The sequence below is a fragment of the Escherichia albertii genome, from assembly GCF_028622335.1.
In the GTDB taxonomy this organism is placed as follows: domain Bacteria; phylum Pseudomonadota; class Gammaproteobacteria; order Enterobacterales; family Enterobacteriaceae; genus Escherichia; species Escherichia albertii.
In genome coordinates this window covers 36,864-55,873 of the sequence record NZ_CP117568.1, presented here as the reverse complement: position 1 = coordinate 55,873, position 19,010 = coordinate 36,864, and the positions used below count along the sequence as shown (strand labels likewise).

Here is a 19,010-nt window from a genome sequence, read left to right as displayed (position 1 = left end):
ATTTTACGACTTGCCTGTAAAACGCCAATACTCACGAAAGTATGACGAGCAAGCCTGTTACTCATCAGACTTACCTTCAGTATATAAACGCCGATACGTTTTTACCTAACCTAATGTAAAGAAGTTTAAAGAAAAGTGCGCTGTAATGCGGCATTATTTTAGTGCAGAAACGGAGTTTTCCGAAAAGGAAAAGGCGGCATTGCTGCCGCCCTAATCTTAGCTCGCCTGGGAGGGCGCTTCGTCAGTTCCTGGAAGCGTTTCAGGGAGTTGCGGTGCAAAGCCTCGCAGGCCGACGACGTGAACGTGTTCGGTATTCTGGAAGACTTTACGCACCAGTTTATAGGTGGTGCCTTTCTCCGGGCTGATATTTTCTGGTGCCGCGATGATGAGCTGCATTTGCAAACGTTCACACAATTCAAACAGCGTGGCGATCGAACGAGCATCCAGACGCGCTGCCTCATCAAGGAACAGTAGACGGCAAGGAGAGATATCTTTACCGCGCAGACGGCGTGATTCATCCTCCCAGCTCTGCACCACCATCACCAGAATCGACATACCAGTACCGATGGCCTCACCGGTCGACAATGCGCCAGACTCCGCTCGCAACCAGCCATCGGAACCACGGTTAACCTCAACTTCCATCTCCAGGTAGTTACGGTAATCCAGCAGTTCTTCACCAATAGTCTGCGGCGTACGCTGGCCCATATCAATTTGCGGATTAAGACGCTGATACAATTTCGCCAGCGCTTCCGAAAAGGTCAGACGGTTGCTGTTAAACAGATCCTGGTGTTGTTCATGCTGTTCAGAAAGTACATCCAGCAACATGGCGTGAGTTTCACGTACGTTCACGTTGAGACGCACGCTGTTAACCTGACCAAACGATACACTCTGCAAGCCCTGGTTAAGCATGCGAATACGATTCTGCTCGCGCTGAATGGTTTTGCGAATAATGTTCGCCACGCTGCGAGAGCTGATCGCCAGTTTCTGCTCGCGGGAAGTTAGCTCTTCGGTCAGACGGCTAAGTTCGATCTCCATCTGCTCGATAGCTTCCACCGGATCATCAGTACGAATAATATCCTGACGAATACGCTCGCGCAGATGCTGATAAACCGCCACAAAGAACTGAATTTTACGTTCCGGGCGTTTTGGATCTTCCGACATCCGCAGTACGTCACGCAGATGCTCATTATCCGCCACCGCCAGACGCAACGCACCCAACGCCTTATCCGACATGGAACGCAGATCGTCAGCAGAGAGATAAGCCAGCTCACGACGATGTAAGCGACGCTCAACGCCGTTATCTTTCACCATGCGCATAACCGCACACCAGCCCGCTTTGGCGGTCACCACCTGCTCGCGCATTTCATGGTAGTCACGCTCCAGCTTGCGCAGTTTCCGGGTCAGGTTGTCCATCTCCGCTTCGCAAAAAGTAAGCGCTTTCTCCAGTTGGTTGCGACGAGAACGGTTATTGCTCAGTTGCGCGTGAAGCTCATCACGACGAATACGCGCGCGCTCTTCTGCACCGCTATCGGCACGCACGCCAATATCCTGCAGTTCGCGTTGCAGATCGTTAAGCAGCTCTTTTTTGGTGTCATAAGAACTTTTTAGTGATGCCAGCACCTGGTTGTACTGGTTCAACTGCGTGGCATGACCGCGCAGCGCTTCACGGGCGCGAGTACGCTCTGCTTCTGCATGTTCCAGACGCTCACGCAGTTTTTCGTTGAGATCGCTATTACCGCTGAGCATTTCTGCCGAGTCAGAGTAGCTAAAGTGCGCACGACGCTGCACCACTTCCGTCAGGGCAAACGCCTGCTGACGGGCATCTCGCTGCATCTGCTGAGAGTACGCGTAATCTTCTTTTAACTGTTCGAACTGTTCCGGGTCGCTCTGCAATACTGAAACAATCGGTTCCAGTTTCGCCAGTTGATTGCCAAACTGCTGAACAAAACGCGCCGCTTCCTGGGCTTCATCCAGACGTTCGCGGATTTCATCGACGCGATCCGCCAGGCTGTCATCAGCCAACAGGTTGAGACGCGGCAGAATGCGGTTCAGCGCCGTAACGCCCTCTTTCGCCTGCTCAAACTGAATACGCTGCTGCTGATTATCATTTTCATGATTACTCAACGCCCGCTCCAGTTCGACGCGACGGCTGTTTAGTTGGCGAATTTCAGCTTCTGGATCAGACTCAAATGCCACTGCCAGATGGCTGCCGATAAAGCGGCTGAACGCCTGATGCAGACGCTGGGTTTTCTGTACATCAAAGGAGAGCGTAGCGAAACGTTCGGAAAGCACTTCACGCTCGGCATGAAGACTTTCGATACGACTTTCACGCGCCGCACGACCAAACAACGGCACTTCCGGGAAGCGGGAGTAACGCCACTGGCGATCGGCGATTTTCACCACTACCGCTTTTTCCAGCTCATCAACGCTGAACACGCTGTCATCAAACGACTGCGGATCCCCTTCGATCAAGTAGAGATCTTCCGGGCAATCGGTTAAACCTTCCAGTTGTTCAGCAACTTGCGACAGATCCGGTACCACAATGGCGTGGCGAGACGGGCCATACAGCGCCGAGAAATATGGTGCATCTTCCAGGCTGACATCATCATAAATTTCTGACAGCAACACACCACCAAACCGTTCTGCCAGTGCATTCAGACGCTGATCTTCAGAACCGCCTGGCTGGCTTAAACGCTCAATCTCTTCATCGACGGCGTTTTTGCGCGCGCCCACTTCATCACGTTCAACAATGGCCTCGCGCTCGCGCTCCAGCAACTGTTGCAGATATTCGGTAACGTCCTGGCTGGAGGTGAATTCTTCACCGCACTGTTCGCTCAATTGGTTGAGACTGTTCTGCGCGGCCAGCCAAACCGGCGCACGCTGCATCAGACTCTGAATGCGAGACTGCAGTTGTTCCTGTTCCTGACGCAGCGCCATCCGCTCTTCACGGGCACTGGAAACGCTATCAGAAAGTGAAGCTATACGTGCTTCGAGTTCCTGATGCAGGGCTTCCAGCTCGTCGATATCAAAATTCTTGCCCTGACGTTTGCAGAAATCTGCCAGCAGGCGCTCGGCTTCCTGCTGCTCGCGCAGGCGCTGTTCCAGTTCGCTTAAGCGCATCCGCAGCGGCTGAACCTGTTCTGCCAGGTGGCGCTGCTCGACCCCTTCACGCAGCAATTCGCGAGCGACATCCCATGCTTCGTTACGCGCCAGCGGGCCGTTGATTGCTACGACTAATTGGTAAGCCTGTTCAAACTGGCTGTGCGCGGTTTGCACCATGCTCATTTTCTGCTCAAGAGAGAGCATTTTTTCGGTCGCTTCCAGCTCTTTCGCCTGGAAGGTTTCCAGCCATTCCGCGGCGCTGTCGGCGGTTAAGTCCGGCAGATGACACAACTCTTTGGCACGATTAAGCGCGGCAATCGCCTGGTTGTACTGAATTGCACGCGTTTGCTGGACGTCCAGCGCCTGCTGGTAGTCAGCAAGCTGGCTTTTCAGTTCATCCACTTCCAGCTCGGCAGCTTCTGCACGCGCTTCGTTTTCTTCCTGGCGCTCAATGGCTTCCGCCACTACTTCGTTTTGCTCTTCCAGACGGATCTGCAGCTCATCAAGGTCCGCTTCGTAGCGTTCGATCTTCTCCTGTTGACGCAGTGCTGTCTGCACCAGATTCAGGTGATCGCTGGCAGCCTGATAATCTGCTTCCAGATCGCCTTCGGCGCCGTTGTGTTCCGCCAGTTCACGTGCCATATCGACGTGTTTGTACTGCTCCGCCGCCAGTTGCTGACGCGAAATATGTAGCTCACGACGAAACTCCAGCGCTTTATCAAGATGAACACGGCGTTCGTTGGCGTGACGCATGTAGTCTGCCGCCACGTAGTTGGTAGCTTCGCTAATCAGATGCTTAAACAGGTCACGGTCCGACTGAGTGACGCGAATCGCTTCCAGCGTCATACGGTTTTCACGCAGCGCCGCTTCCATATCCTGAAACGCTTTACGCACACCGCTGTTTTCCGGCAACAGGTAGTCGCGCAGAGAACGGGTAATGGCGCTGGAAATACCACCGTACAGCGAAGCTTCGATTAGACGGTAGAATTTGCTACGGTCAGAGGCCGAGCGCAAACGACGCGCAATGATGCCCAGATCGAACATCAGCGAATGGTAATCGGTAATGGAGTTGAACTGCTTAAACTGCACGCCTTCCATCGCCTCAAGCTTCTCTTTCAGCTCGTTCAGCGGCAGCACACGCGCCTGGCGTTCATTCAGGGTTTCGGTCACCAGTTGCGTCGGCAACACCGACATCGGCAAGCCCTGAATCGCAAACGGTTTGATATCGACTTTACGATCGCGCCCGGCGACCTGTTGTAAACGCACACCAACCAGTACACGCTGATGGCGTGAATTAATGGTGTCGAGAATCGAATAACAGACCCCGGCTTTCAACTTCCCGTGCAAGCCTTTATCGCGTGAACCACTTGTGGCCCCTGCTTCCGTGGTGTTACGGAAATGCAGCAGAGTCAGGTCGGGAATCAGCGCCGTAACAAACGCCGCCATGGTGGTGGATTTACCAGCCCCGTTACCGCCGGAAAGCGTCGTGACCAGCTCATCAAGGTCAAAGGTACGGGCAAAAAAGCCGTTCCAGTTAATCAGCGTCAGTGAGCGAAATTTACCGCGTTCAATCATTATTCTTCCTCTCCGCTATCTGGCTGATTCTCTTCGGTTTCATCATTGAGTTGCAGGTGATTTTCCAGCGACATTGCTTCACCATCGCGAATCAGGCGACGCTGGGCCTCGCGCGGATCGTCGCCAGCACGCACATCCGCACCAAAACGGAACACCGATTCCGTAATGCGGAATTTGCTGCTGTCATGCCCCATAAACCACACCATACCTAAGCGACGCAGACGGTTAAGCGAGGAACGTACTTTTTCCTGCAACTTCTGGCGATCGACGTCTGAACCGGTAGAACGGTTGTTTACCAGTTTCAGCAGTTTCGCTTCATCGGCCAGGGTGAGCAGTTCGTCATACAATTCCTGCTGGGTAAAGATTCCCTCGTTCGCCAGCCGCTCCGGGCTAAGATAAAGATAACAAAGGATTTTCCCGACCATCATGTCCAGCTCTGATAACACGGAACGCGGGATCAACGTGGTGGAACGTGGACGTAAATAGAAGAAACCTTCCGGCGCGCGAATAAGCTCAACGTTATAACGCGCGTAAAACTCTTCCAGATATTCCTGAAAATCCATCAGGAAAGCATGATTGTCCAGTTCGTCGAGGCCGATATGGCGACCTGAACGTAAAGCGCTATCCAGCGCCGGAAATAACGGATTCGCCAGCGCTTGCGCCAGCTTAACCGGCATCACTTGTTCAATATTTGTCGATGACATGCGCCTGTACCTTGGCTCCGTAATCATTAATCGGCTGCCATTTCGCTGGCAGTCCGGTGAAGTCTGCTTGCGCTACGCCGAGGCGTACCGCCTGATCAATAACGATGCGCGCAACATCAAAGTGACGCGCACGTGGATACTGCGACAGATATTCGCGTACCACCAGACCAAGATCCAGCGGTACTTGTCTGGTTTTATATACAGCAAGCTGCTCTTCGATGATCGCCGCCAGTTGCTCACGGATCTCGTTAAACTCTTCGTACTCTAAATCTGGCGGAAGTTCCCCGGTCACTTCGTCGTCACGCAATGCCATCTCTTCGTCACGCATATCCAGCAGACGATCGGCATTGGCGTAAGTCAGCGCCCACGGAGCATCAAAGTAGGTTTGTACCGATTGACGCAATCGCTGAGCAAAGACGCGGTTTTTATCCATATCGATAGCAGTACGGATAAATTTATGTACGTGGCGGTCATAGCCGATCCACAAGTCGATGGATTGCTGGCCCCAACTGATAATACGATCGAGCTTGCTTTGCAGATCGAATACCAGACGATCGACAAAATGTAGATCATCATGGGTCATGGTGGCTTCCTGAATGCGTAACAGGTTGGCCTGCAATTTGTCGCCTGCCGCTTCCAGTGTATCCTGCAATTCACGCAGCGTTCCTGAGGTTTCCGAAAGCAATAATTCGCAGCTGGAAATCGCTGCTCGCCAGTCTTTATTCAGCAACTGAGCGATGTCGTCTTTCACCTGCTGCTGCTGTTCGTCCATCAGACGTTGCGTCAGGTCGATACTGTCGAAAATTTCCGCCACCGAATATTTCAGCGGCGCATAAACGTTACGATGCCAGTGAAACTCATCACCGCCCTCTTCTGCGGCATCCGCTGCACGCTTCAGTTCGCCTGCAACGATCGACAACTGCATAGAAAGACGCAGCGTAGAAAACTCGCGCTGACGAATGTAGTAATCCGTAATGCCAATGCCGAGCGGCGTCAGACGGTAAATGGCGTTCCCTTCCGCCTGTTCGCTGGTAAAGCGGTTCAGCAGACGTTGACGCACCATGTCGTTGATCGCGTTGTTGGCGCGCACACCGATGGTTTCGCTGGTTTGCTCAAACGCATCACTCACATGGCGGAACGCATCCACCAGCTCGCCTTCGCTCATCTCACCGTCCAGACGCTCGCCGTTCAGCGTGGCAACCGCCAGCAGAAAGGAGAGTCGGTCTACCGGCAACGAGATGGAGAAGTCATTTTTTCTGGCCCAGGCAACCAGTTCGGGGACTGTCTGGGAAAATTCACTCATACTTTATCCTTGCTCTGCGGTTTGCGCGCGGTGACATGAATATAACGCCCCAGGTTAATATACGGTTCCTGGCGGCAATAATGCGTTTCTAATTCAAGTAATGCTTCGTAGCAATCGCGCTGTTGGTGCTTTTCACGCAGATAATCATGAAACACGCGAACGCCTGTTTTACCTGTAATTTGCCAGCCAGCTTCTTCCAGCCACAGATAAACCTGCGCCGGATCGCGTGGATAGTCTGGCGAAAGCGTCCGTTTTTTCTTTTTCGGCATTCCCGCCTGCACGTAATCAAAATTCCCTGCAACCATGTTGTGCATCAGCAAGCCATGCGCATTGTAGAACATTAACGACAACACGCCGCCCGGGCGTAACACTGACCACAGTGTTTGTAATACGCCACGGGGATCGGCTACCCATTCCAGCACCGCATGGAACAATATCAGATCAACGGGCGTTTCCAAATGTGAAGCAACGTCCTGAGCGGCGCAATGTATAAATTGCATGTTGTCGCTCACACCTTTTGCCTCAGCCGCCTGTTTTGCGCGACCAATCATCTGCTCCGAGAGATCGCATAAAATGACCTGATGTCCGCGCTCAGCCATTTTGATCGCGGTCTGTCCTTCACCACCGCCGGCATCTAACACACGCAGTTTTTGCTGACCTATATCTGCCAGTACGCGATCGAGATCTTGCCACAGAATAGCCTGTCGAAGCTGCCCTTTGGTGGTGCCGTAAATGTTACGGGAAAACTTTTCCGCAATATCATCAAAGTTGCGATCCTGCATTGCTTTCTCCACCGGTTGGCTAAGACGTTTTCTGATAAAGGCGCTATTTTGTCACAGCCGCGATGAGAATGAACCCGTCTGGTGTAATATCACGGTCGATCTCTCGCTATATGGTTAAAAAAGGAACCAGGAAGGATGCTTTTTACACTGAAAAAAGTGATTGGCGGTATGCTACTGCCGCTTCCATTGATGCTGATAATTATCGGCGTGGGTCTGGCGCTATTCTGGTTTAGCCGTTTTCAAAAAACTGGAAAAATATTTATTAGCATTGGATGGCTGGCGCTTTTCTTATTAAGTTTGCAGCCCATAGCCGACTACCTGCTGCGCCCCATAGAAAGCACCTATCCGACATGGAATAATTCACAAAAAGTAGACTATATCGTGGTATTGGGTGGCGGCTATACCTGGAACCCGCAGTGGGCACCAGGCTCGAATTTAATTAATAACAGTTTGCCGCGCCTGAACGAGGGGGTTCGTCTGTGGCGCGCTAATCCTGGCGCAAAGTTAATCTTTACCGGTGGGGTGGCGCAAACCAATACAGTCAGCGCGGCGGAAGTGGGAGCCAGAGTTGCACAATCGCTCGGCGTCCCGCGCGAGCAAATTATCACCCTGGATTTACCAAAGGATACCGAAGAAGAAGCTGCAGCGGTGAAACAGGCAATTGGCAACGCCCCTTTCCTGCTGGTGACTTCTGCATCTCATTTACCCCGCGCGATGATCTTTTTTCAACAAGCAGGGCTGAAACCACTGCCGGCGCCGGCAAATCAGTTGGCTATCGACTCACCGCTTAATCCATGGGAACGAGCAATTCCGTCTCCGGTCTGGTTGATGCATAGCGATCGTGTGGGTTACGAAACGCTCGGTCGTCTCTGGCAATGGTTAAAAGCTCCGTCAGGCAAGCCAGGGCAACAGTGATTTTGCCGCCAGGTCGAAGTTACCGCGGTTAAAGCGCCCGGTATTGACCAGTTGCGCAACCTCATCCCATAAAACATATAGCCAACGCCGCCAGATGAAGGATTCTGCCACTGGCGCGCGTTGCAGATAACTCCAGAGCAAATCTTCCGCCAGGGGATTATCCATCAAGCGAAACAGCTCATACTCGCGCGGCGCCCAGAGCATGAGGCCAGGCCCGACCATCGCCAGCAACTGATCGCTGCGGGAATCTTTCAACATACTGCGCAAGCAAAAATTGCCGTGGATCAGCACGCAATTATCGTTAAATCCTTCAAACAGCGCCGGCAGACATTCACGTGTACGGAACAGGATCCGTTTATCCTGCATGGTTAAGCCAGTATTATTGAACTGATTGAGTGTCGCCCATTGCACTTCAACATGTTGCTGATACCAGGAAGGCCAGAAATTTTCCTGAGTATTATCTACCGGACCGACGCAGCCGCGACTGTCCTGACGGTGCCAGGCCAGCAACGCTTCCACGATTTGATCTTTTAGATGCCCCCAGCGTTCTGGCGTACGTGCGGGCGCTTCGACAGAAACGCCACGCATTCGCTCCAGCAACAAGACATCAGGTCCAGGATGCTCCTCATGCGTCATCACGCCATAGATTGTCGGCATCCGAACAGTCCCACTTCGTGCCAACATGGTCGTTTTCCATGCCAACTGCCGGGCCTGCCCTGGAGTACTAAAGCTTCTTGCCATCAACGGCATTGGGTTTCCCTTGCTGTCGTACAAAGCCCACAATGCTGTATTCGCTTTTTCATTAACACACTCAATACGACTGAGTTTTTCGCCCAGCAGATGGCTTAATTCGGCACGCAGCTGTTCCATTCAGATTACCCTCATAAAAGCTACTGCTTTCATAATGAGCGTCAATATAAAAGATGTCACCTGAATGAGATCAATTGTTGAAAAGAAAAATTGAGGAAAATCGTAACGGTACGACACTCCTCCCAGTATTGGGAGGAGTGTTCTGGAAATGAGTTAACGCATTTCAGCACGAACGCGTTCGAGATCTTCGGGAGTATCGACGCCCGTTCCCGGTACTTCCTGGGCTACAGCAACGTGGATTTTTTCGCCGTACCACAGGACGCGAAGTTGCTCCAGCATTTCGATGTGTTCTAACGGGCTCGGTTGCCAGTTAACATAACGACGAATAAAGCCCGCGCGGTAGCCATAAATCCCCAAATGACGCAGGAAATAATCGCCAACGGTTTGCTGACTTTTTGCGAAACGGTCACGATCCCACGGAATGGTGGCACGCGAAAAGTACAGTGCATAACCTTCGGCATCGAGAACCACTTTCACCGCATTTGGGTTAAAGGCTTCTTCCGCGCTGTGAATAGGCACCGCCAGAGTCGCCATTCCCACCTGACGCTGGGCGAGGTTATCGGCAACCTGACGAATGATTGTCGCGGGGATCATGGGTTCATCACCCTGTACATTCACGATGATCGTGTCGTCGCTAAACGCACATTTTTCGACAACTTCCGCCAGACGCTCAGTACCTGACTGATGATCGGCTCGCGTCATGCATACTTCCCCCCCCGCGGCTTCAACGGCGCGAGCAACATCTTCATGATCGGTTGCAACAATGATGCGCTCAGCTCCCGATTCTCGGGCGCGCTCAAGCACATGAACAATCATGGACTTGCCGTTGATATCAACAAGCGGTTTACCGGGCAAGCGCGTAGAAGAGTAACGAGCAGGAATAATGACAACAAAACTCATGATTTACTCTCATCAGCAGTCAGCACACGGGCTTCCGTTTCCAGTAGCACTGGAATGCCATCGCGCAGCGGGAAAGCCAGGTTGTCCAGTTTGCAAATCAGTTCTTGTTTTTCCTGGTTATACCAAAGTTTGCCGTTGCAAACCGGACAGGCAATGATTTCAAGCAGACGATGATCCATAGTTCCTCCTGATGGATCGGGTTATGAATGCATAAATCTTATCATAATCATTTATACGTAGGGGGCTATTTCCCAGCCTGTACGGCAATCGGTAAAGAGACCTTGTGGACAGCGTCCTAATGTCACCCGCGTCGCCTGCTGCCAGCTAGCGAAATCAGTAATCGCCTGGCGCAGTCCTTTTTGAAGAGGAGCCGTCTGTTTGATGCCATCCTGTAACCAGAGGGAGATAATTTCAAGAACACCCGCCTGGCGATGCATTTTGGCATCCATTCGCCCGACTAATTGCCCACGGTGTAATAACGGTAGAACGAAATAGCCATACTGACGTTTGGGCGCTGGCGTGTAGCACTCGAGCCGATAGCTAAAATCAAAGAGTTGCTCTGCGCGTTTGCGATCCCAGACAACAGGATCAAAAGGGGACAACACCACGCTGTGCGTTGCAATGAGATTTCCTGCGAGCGCGCGTTCCAGCAGCGGCAATAAATCGGCATGCAGCCAAAGATTTCCCAACTTTTCAACATGCAGAGCAATGATTTGCCGCTGTTCAGCCCGCATATCGCGCCAATTCCCCAACGCCGGGCGCTTCAGTCGATAGTAATCGACCAGCCACTGTTCTCGAAAGATTCCCAGACTACGCGCACTATTATCCAGCATGGCAATTTCAGCTTCCGCTTGCGAAATGAGATCACGTTCGTCATCCCAATGCGGCATGACGCGATGGGTTAAATCATAGACACGCTGGAAATTGCGCCGTTCAACCACCATCACCTTCCCAGCGGTAAATAGTCCTTCCAGATGCCGTTTATGCGGCTTCCACTCCCACCAGCCGCTCGCTCCTGTACGCGGATGTTCAAAATCGGCTGAGCGAACCGGTCCGTTATCCTGAATATGCTGAATTAGCTGTTCTATTTCTGCCACATGTTCCTGCATCCAGGTGTCTTTGTATTTCCAGCCCATTTTCTCAGGTGCCAACATTCGATGGCGAATGAGATGGAAATCGCTACGCGGCATAAAGCAGGCTTCATGCGCCCAGTATTCCATTAATTCACCACGTACCAGCGACTCATCCAACCACTGCGGGGGATAATGCCCCAGACGGCTGAAAAGCACCAGATAGGGACTACGCGCCACGATATTTATGGTGTCGATTTGCAACAGAGACATGCGAGAAATCGTCGCCAGGATATCCCCCGGCAACGCACGGCTGCGGGATTTTGTTAACAAGCCTTGCGCGGCAAGGTGCAGATTACGTGCATCGGTAAGGGAAAGGTGCGGCAGCGACATTCATGGCTCCATCAATTGAACGCTGCCGTGGCGAAATTAGTTGCCAGAAGCCAGCGAAGAAAGTTGCGCGAGCAGTTCGTCTGGTTCATCGCCCGTAAGCCGCGCATCAACGGGCAAATACCACCAGTTATCTTCCGCAAAAGCACGGCATTTCACCGCATCTTTTTCCGTCATGACCAGCGTCTGCCCGGCGCTTAACAACGCACTAACCCCCGCATGATCAAGGAACTGATGATCGGCCAGCGCGACACATTTCTCCGGTTGAACCCCGCACATCTTCAGCGTAGCGAAAAAGCGCGGTGGGTGACCAATTCCAGCCATCGCCACCACATGTTCCAGTTGTGCGACATCACTACGAGCACCGGTACGCAAATTTATCGCCTGACCGGGTATAAGATACATTGGAATTTCACCACTGCGCGGTACTCCACCGTTGACAATAACCGCATCAACCGATTTTAAGCGACTGGCTCGCTCACGCATTGGCCCCGCAGGCAACCACCAACCATTACCAAAGCGACGCACGCCGTCAATAACGACAATCTCCACATCCCGCGCCAGACGATAATGCTGTAAACCGTCGTCAGTCACGATAATTTGCACATCGGGATGTTGCGCCAGAATCGCTTTTACCGCATCAGAACGTACAGGAGAAACCGCAACGGGCGCACCAGTACGCTGATAAATCAGTACAGGTTCATCGCCTGCCTGTGTGGTGGTAGTATCTGCCGACAGCAACAACGGATACGACTCAGCTTTACCACCATAACCGCGGGACACGACACCAACATGAATACCACGTTGTTGCAGTTGTTCCACCAGCCAGATAACAACCGGCGTTTTTCCGTTGCCGCCTGCAGTCAGGTTTCCAACCACGACCACAGGCACCGGAGCGCGCCAGGCGCGTTTCAGTTTTAATTTATAGCAAAGGCGGATAGCGCCACTCACCAGGCCATACAGCCAGGAGAGTGGCAGCAACAGCCGCCACAGAGGAGATTCACCAGACCAGATTTTTTCGATCATTGGCCAAACTGCATTTTGTGAAGTTGCGCGTAGACGCCACGGTGCTCCAGCAAATCGTTGTGCGTGCCGCGTTCCACAATAACCCCGTCCTCAACGACCACGATTTCGTCTGCTTTCTCGATGGTAGACAAGCGGTGGGCAATCACTAATGAAGTACGGTTTTTCTGCAGCTCATCCAACGCCGCCTGAATTGCACGTTCAGATTCGGTATCCAGCGCCGAAGTGGCTTCATCAAGGATCAATATCGGGCTGTCACGCAACAAAGCCCGGGCGATGGCAATACGCTGACGCTGACCACCGGAGAGCAACACACCGTTTTCACCAATTACCGTATCAAGACCTTTATCCATCTTATTGATAAAGTCCATGGCATAGGCCATACGCGCCGCTTCTTCAATTTGCTCACGGCTATACTGTTCAGTACGCGCATAAGCAATGTTGTTGGCAACCGTATCGTTAAACAGATGAACATTCTGCGACACCAGCGCAACCTGATTACGTAACGATGTCAGAGTATATTCGCGCAGATCGTGACCATCCATCAGGATCTCGCCTTCCTCAATATCGTAAAAACGGGTAATCAGGCTGGCGATAGTCGACTTACCCGACCCAGAACGCCCGACCAGCGCGACTGTTTTCCCTGCCGGAATTTTCAGGTTGATATTACGCAACGCAGGAACATCACGCCCAGGATAGGTAAAGGTAACGTTGCGGAATTCCACATCGCCGGTGGCACGTTCAATCTCTCGTTTACCTTCGTCTTTCTCTTGTTCACTATCCAGAATGGTGAACAACGTCTGACAAGCGGCCATACCGCGCTGGAACTGAGCGTTAACGTTGGTCAACGATTTCAGCGGACGCATTAACGCAATCATCGAAGAGAAAACGACGGTAATCGTACCGGCAGTCAGGCTATCCATGACGCTTGGGAAGCTCGCCGCATACAGAACAAAGGCCAGCGCCAAAGAGGCGATCAGCTGAATGATCGGATCAGAGATAGACGATGCAGATACCATCTTCATCCCCTGCAGACGCATCTTGTTGCTGACTTTATCAAAACGCTTCGTTTCTACTTCCTGACCACCAAAAATCAACACCTCTTTGTGGCCTTTCAGCATCTGTTCCGCACTGGTAGTCACCTGCCCCATGGTGTTCTGCATGTTCTTACTAATGCTGCGGAAACGCTTAGAAACAATACGGATTGCAATCGAGACAATCGGCGCCAGCACAATCAAAATAATTGACAGCTGCCAGCTGTAATAGAACATCATGGCGAACAGGCCAATAATGGATGCGCCTTCACGCACCACTGTAATCAGCGCACCAGAAGATGACGAAGCAACCTGTTCGGAATCATATGTGATACGTGACAACAGTGTTCCGGTTGACTGTTTGTCAAAAAATGACACCGGCATTCCCATCATATGGCCAAACAGACGGCGACGCATGGTCATTACCACTTTGCCCGATACCCAGGAGATGCAGTAGCTGGAGATATAGCTGGTGATACCACGTAAAATCATCAGACCAATAACCACCAGCGGCATCCACATCAGCACGGAGCGATCTGTTTTACCAAAGCCATCATCAAGAAGTGGCTTAAGGAGCGATAACATGAAGGTATCGCTGGCTGCGTTGAGGATTAACGCTACGCCCGCCACGATCAGACCCGCTTTAAAGGGCGCAATGGTTGGCCACAGTCGGCGGAATGTCTGCCACGTAGAGAGATCTTTGTCGTTATGCATTCAAAAAACCAGCATTTGTTGAAATAGCCGCATATTCTACCCGTTATCCACTGACACGCCAAACCACTGATGATACCAACGAGGTAAAATTTGTTCCCTTAGGCTGCTTACTCTCCAACCTCGCGCAGAAAAATTGACTGTTATTTGCCCCTGATGTGGGGTATCCAGCCATTGATAACCCTGTTGTTGATAGCGATGCTTAACTTTGTTCGAAGGCAATCGCCATGCGTTATAGCGTGATGCTGACGCCAGCGCCACCTTGCCATTCACTCGTTGAATGAATGGCAATGATGATGACGTATTACTGCCGTGATGAGGCACCTGGAGTAATGTTGCCTGCAACTGCGTCCAGTAACGACTTAGCATTTTTTGTTCAGCCGATGCTTCAATATCGCCAGTCAAAAGAATGCTATATGTTCCATCATCAATCTTAACCACGCAGGAATGGTTATTTCCTTTGTCATCACTACCAGGCAAGGGCCAATGAGCACTAAAGCGCAATCCTTGCCATTGCCACGCTTCACCACGTGCACAGGGCTGGTGATGCTCCCAGTTTAATGGGCTTCTGACCCATAACGTCGGCCAGGTATGCAATATTGAGTCCAGCCCTCCCCTATGATCCAAATGCTCGTGGCTAAGAATGATGCCTTCCGGTTCAATGTTATGCCAACGCAGCCAGGGGATAATCAGTTGTTGCCCACTATCCCCCTCCGGCCAGGCCAGTCCCGTGTCATAGAGAATCGCTTTGCCGTTTCTGGCTATCACCGTTGCCAGCCCTTGCCCAACATCAAGCATGTACACCTGCCATTCATCAGGCCGGGGTTTTTGCCATAGCGGCCAGCACATCATAATTCCTCCAGCCAGACACACCGCAGGCAGCGTCCTCCATGCGTTGAATCGCCATATAATCAACAATAGCCACGGAGAAAATGACAGCCATTGCCAGCGTTCAGCAATATTGATCCATCCTTCGGGTAAATTTTTTAACGCCCAAAAGAGTAAGGCTAACGAACGATCAGCAATAAGCCAAAGCCACTGTTCCACGATGATCGGTCCGCTTAAATGCACAATCATCGCGGAAAGGATCAATGGGACCGAAATAAATGTCACTAAGGGAATTGCAAACAAATTCGCCAGAAATGAGGTCAGACTAATACCGTGAAACATGACGATTTGTATTGGTAGTAACAGGAGCGTTATTCCCAACTGCAGATGGATGAGTGAAACGGCTGTGCGCAAGGTGGGCGGCAGCGACCAGACAGGACAGGGAAACCACTGATACCAGAAAATTAGCGCAGCCACTGCAGCGGCAGAGAGCCACAAGCTTTGCGAAAGAATAGCAACGGGATCCATCAGTAAAATTGCCGCCAGGCAGCATATCCATACATCCCAACTGCTCCATTGCCTCCCGCTCAACTTAAGCATTCCCCAGGTCGCGAGCGCCACTACAGTACGCAGTGCTGGCGGCTGCATTCCGGTCAGCCAGGCATAAAAAGCAGCACAGCAAATTCCGCCAATCAATGGCATCTGCCAGTAAATCCAACGCGAAGGAAGAAAAATTTGCCCACCGCGAATTAGCCCCGCTGCCAGCAATGCCGCAAAGGCGATATGTAAACCCGATATCGCCATCAAATGCGCCGTACCGGTATTGCGCATAATATTTTTGATTTCTTTAGGCACAGATAACCGTTCGCCCATACCTAAACCAAGAATGACCGCGTTCCACGGATAGGGTTGCAGAGCCATTTGTAACGACGCCAGATATTGCGCTCGCAGACGACAACCCGGTTCGATGACACTCGCCTGAAGAATGTGCCCGGTTAGCGGCTGGTGCTGGGCAACAGCAGAACGTTGGCTGTCAAAACCGCCGTCATTAAGTTGACCGTGAACCGCACGTACTTTGAGCTTCATTGCCCATTGCTGCCCGGCACAAACCGCTTGCGGCAAATATTCGCCATACAGTGTGATACCTGGCGACGGGAATAGCTGCCGTCCCTGGAGACGGGTAATTTGGCCATAATGAGTGGTCATACCATCAGTGGCGGTAATCTCGACGATTACATCCTGCGTCGTGCTGGTTAAGGTTTCTCCTGCCCATAAAATTTGCTTCGCTGCTAATACGCCCCAAAGAAAAAACAGTAATGTCAGCGATATATAACGGACGGCTTTAACAGAAATAAATGCAAGTACGCAGGCGAAGGCAGTCAGACACGCAAGGGTCAATGTCCCAGGCAATTGCGGCAAAATCAGCAGCGGAAAAATTCCGCAAATTATGCATACGCCGACCGTCGTTATTTTCATGCACTCCTCCCTGTTTTTGGAAAGTGTGCAATTTTGTTAAGCGGTTGTCTGGCGGGAGTTTTGCTTTCCCCGAGGCGCGTTCAGAAGAATTTAACGGAAAGGTGAAAACTACACAAAACTCTGCGAGGCAGCTTCCAGTTCCAGATGACAGAAATGAAAAAAGCACCTGCCAGGTGCTTTTTTCGCGCTTAAGTTTTCTTAAAACTTAACCGTAAATATTGGCGCGATCGCGCAGTTCTTTACCGGGTTTAAAGTGAGGAACGTATTTTCCTTCCAGTTCCACTTTATCGCCAGTCTTCGGATTACGTCCGGTACGAGGTGCGCGGTAGTGCAAAGAGAAACTGCCGAAACCGCGGATTTCAATACGCTCGCCCTGCGCAAGAGTCGAGGCCATATGCTCCAGCATCTCTTTTACTGCATCTTCAACCGTTTTAGCGGGAATGTGCGATTGCTGGGTGGCAAGTCTTTCTATCAATTCTGACTTGGTCATGATTCCTCCGGTTCCTTAAAGGCAAATTTAGCGGCTGCTGTTGCTGCATTGATTAAGGGCGGCCGTAGCCGCCCTTAGTGCTTGATTACAGGACGAAACCCGCAATCTGTCAAGTAAACTCAGTAAACTTCGGAATAAAAATCCCGAAGAGTCAGAGAATTACTCGCCTTTAGCTGCTTTGAAAGCTTCAGCCATTGCGTTGTTGGAGAAGTTTGCATCTTCCTGTTTGTTAACAGTTGCGATTGCATCTTTCTCGTCAGCTTCGTCTTTCGCACGAACAGACAGGCTGATTGCGCGGTTTTTACGATCAACGCCAGTGAATTTAGCTTCAACTTCGTCGCCAACGCTCAGAACCAGAGTAGCGTCTTCAACGCGGTCACGGGATGCTTCAGAAGCACGCAGGTAACCTTCTACGCCGTCAGCCAGTTCTACGGTTGCGCCTTTAGCGTCAACTGCAGTTACTTTACCGGTTACGATAGCGCCTTTCTTGTTCAGAGCAACCCAGTTGTTGAACGGATCTTCTGCGAGCTGTTTAACGCCCAGGGAGATACGTTCACGTTCTGCGTCAACCTGCAGAACAACTGCAGCGATTTCGTCGCCTTTTTTGTATTCACGAACTGCTTCTTCGCCTGCAACGTTCCAGGAGATGTCAGACAGGTGAACCAGGCCGTCGATGCCGCCGTCCAGGCCGATGAAGATACCGAAGTCAGTGATAGACTTGATTTTACCTTCAACACGGTCGCCCTTGTTGTGGGTTTCCGCGAACTGCTGCCACGGGTTAGCTTTGCACTGTTTCAGACCCAGGGAGATACGACGACGTTCTTCGTCGATATCCAGAACCATAACTTCCACTACATCGCCAACGTTAACAACTTTGGACGGGTGGATGTTTTTGTTGGTCCAATCCATTTCGGAAACGTGTACCAGGCCTTCAACGCCTTCTTCGATTTCAACGAAGCAGCCGTAGTCAGTCAGGTTGGTCACGCGACCAGTCAGTTTGGTACCTTCCGGATAACGTTTAGCGATAGCTACCCACGGATCTTCGCCCAGCTGTTTCAGGCCCAGAGATACACGGGTACGTTCGCGGTCGAACTTCAGCACTTTAACAGTGATTTCGTCGCCCACATTGACGATTTCGCTCGGATGCTTAACGCGTTTCCAGGCCATGTCAGTAATGTGCAACAGGCCGTCAACGCCGCCCAGATCAACGAATGCACCGTAGTCAGTGAGGTTCTTAACGATACCTTTAACTTCCATGCCTTCCTGCAGGTTTTCCAGCAGCTGATCGCGCTCTGCGCTGTTTTCGGATTCGATAACGGCACGACGAGAAACAACAACGTTGTTGCGCTTCTGATCCAGCTTGATTACTTTGAATTCAAGCTCTTTGCCTTCCAGGTGCAGAGTGTCACGCACCGGACGAACGTCTACCAGAGAACCTGGCAGGAACGCACGAATACCGTTCAGCTCAACAGTGAAGCCGCCCTTAACTTTGCCGTTGATAACACCGGTAACAGTTTCAGCATCTTCGTAAGCTTTTTCCAGCGTGATCCAGGCTTCGTGACGTTTAGCTTTCTCACGGGACAGCAGAGTTTCACCGAAGCCGTCTTCTACTGCGTCCAGAGCAACGTCAACTTCGTCACCTACCTGGATTTCCAGCTCGCCCTGGGCGTTTTTGAACTGCTCAGCCGGGATGGCGGACTCAGATTTCAGACCAGCGTCAACCAGTACTACGTCTTTGTCGATAGCAACAACAACGCCACGAACGATAGAACCCGGGCGGGTTTCGATTTCTTTTAAGGACTCTTCAAAGAGTTGAGCAAAAGATTCAGTCATGTTT

The 19,010-nt window shown here is 51.6% G+C and carries 14 protein-coding genes; 1 reads left to right on the top strand and 13 read right to left on the bottom strand.

Annotation, left to right across the window (positions count from 1 at the left end; genetic code table 11):
- Positions 1-216: 216 nt before the first annotated feature.
- The 4 genes from mukB to cmoM are packed head-to-tail and all read right to left on the bottom strand — an operon-like array spanning position 217 to position 7,466.
- Positions 217-4,677, bottom strand: coding sequence for a chromosome partition protein MukB (mukB, locus tag PS053_RS00275; RefSeq protein ID WP_273774549.1), 4,461 nt, complete (start codon positions 4,675-4,677; stop codon positions 217-219).
- Positions 4,677-5,381, bottom strand: a complete 705-nt coding sequence (gene mukE / locus PS053_RS00270) for a chromosome partition protein MukE (RefSeq protein WP_010329756.1) — start codon at positions 5,379-5,381, stop codon at positions 4,677-4,679. The genes mukB and mukE overlap by 1 nt, the downstream gene beginning before the upstream one ends.
- Entirely contained in the window at positions 5,362-6,684 is a 1,323-nt protein-coding gene (gene mukF / locus PS053_RS00265; RefSeq protein WP_001288860.1) for a chromosome partition protein MukF, read from the bottom strand. The genes mukE and mukF overlap by 20 nt, the downstream gene beginning before the upstream one ends.
- Entirely contained in the window at positions 6,681-7,466 is a 786-nt protein-coding gene (gene cmoM / locus PS053_RS00260; protein ID WP_010329757.1) for a tRNA uridine 5-oxyacetic acid(34) methyltransferase CmoM, read from the bottom strand. The genes mukF and cmoM overlap by 4 nt, the downstream gene beginning before the upstream one ends.
- A 135-nt stretch (positions 7,467-7,601) precedes the next feature.
- Here cmoM and elyC point away from each other — a divergent pair, with 135 nt between their 5' ends.
- On the top strand, positions 7,602-8,381 hold the full coding sequence (gene elyC, locus PS053_RS00255; RefSeq protein ID WP_256879335.1) for an envelope biogenesis factor ElyC: 780 nt from the start codon (positions 7,602-7,604) through the stop codon (positions 8,379-8,381).
- On the opposite strand, the gene PS053_RS00250 is transcribed toward elyC, so the two are convergent.
- From PS053_RS00250 to rpsA, 9 genes are all read right to left on the bottom strand, one after another.
- Positions 8,358-9,251, bottom strand: coding sequence for a YcbJ family phosphotransferase (locus PS053_RS00250; protein WP_000436933.1), 894 nt, complete (start codon positions 9,249-9,251; stop codon positions 8,358-8,360). The genes elyC and PS053_RS00250 overlap by 24 nt on opposite strands.
- Positions 9,252-9,404: 153 nt before the next feature.
- The gene (gene kdsB / locus PS053_RS00245) at positions 9,405-10,151 is read right to left on the bottom strand and encodes a 3-deoxy-manno-octulosonate cytidylyltransferase (protein ID WP_000011625.1); all 747 of its coding nucleotides are present in this window, start codon (positions 10,149-10,151) and stop codon (positions 9,405-9,407) included.
- Positions 10,148-10,330 carry a protein YcaR gene (gene ycaR / locus PS053_RS00240; protein ID WP_000350058.1) on the bottom strand — a complete coding sequence of 61 codons (183 nt, stop codon included), beginning with the start codon at positions 10,328-10,330 and terminating at the stop codon, positions 10,148-10,150. Before ycaR ends, kdsB begins: the two co-directional genes overlap by 4 nt.
- A 51-nt stretch (positions 10,331-10,381) precedes the next feature.
- The gene (gene ycaQ / locus PS053_RS00235) at positions 10,382-11,614 is read right to left on the bottom strand and encodes a crosslink repair DNA glycosylase YcaQ (protein WP_000056560.1); all 1,233 of its coding nucleotides are present in this window, start codon (positions 11,612-11,614) and stop codon (positions 10,382-10,384) included.
- Positions 11,615-11,650: 36 nt separating this feature from the next.
- On the bottom strand, positions 11,651-12,637 hold the full coding sequence (gene lpxK / locus PS053_RS00230; RefSeq protein ID WP_000570517.1) for a tetraacyldisaccharide 4'-kinase: 987 nt from the start codon (positions 12,635-12,637) through the stop codon (positions 11,651-11,653).
- The gene (msbA, locus tag PS053_RS00225) at positions 12,634-14,382 is read right to left on the bottom strand and encodes a lipid A ABC transporter ATP-binding protein/permease MsbA (RefSeq protein WP_000551258.1); all 1,749 of its coding nucleotides are present in this window, start codon (positions 14,380-14,382) and stop codon (positions 12,634-12,636) included. The genes lpxK and msbA overlap by 4 nt, the downstream gene beginning before the upstream one ends.
- A 36-nt stretch (positions 14,383-14,418) precedes the next feature.
- Positions 14,419-16,683 carry a ComEC family protein gene (locus PS053_RS00220; RefSeq protein WP_256879336.1) on the bottom strand — a complete coding sequence of 755 codons (2,265 nt, stop codon included), beginning with the start codon at positions 16,681-16,683 and terminating at the stop codon, positions 14,419-14,421.
- Between the two features lie 205 nt (positions 16,684-16,888).
- On the bottom strand, positions 16,889-17,173 hold the full coding sequence (gene ihfB, locus PS053_RS00215; protein ID WP_000167336.1) for an integration host factor subunit beta: 285 nt from the start codon (positions 17,171-17,173) through the stop codon (positions 16,889-16,891).
- Positions 17,174-17,332: 159 nt separating this feature from the next.
- Complete coding sequence (gene rpsA / locus PS053_RS00210; protein WP_000140327.1) at positions 17,333-19,006, bottom strand: 30S ribosomal protein S1; 1,674 nt, start codon at positions 19,004-19,006, stop codon at positions 17,333-17,335.
- Between the last annotated feature and the right edge of the window lie 4 nt (positions 19,007-19,010).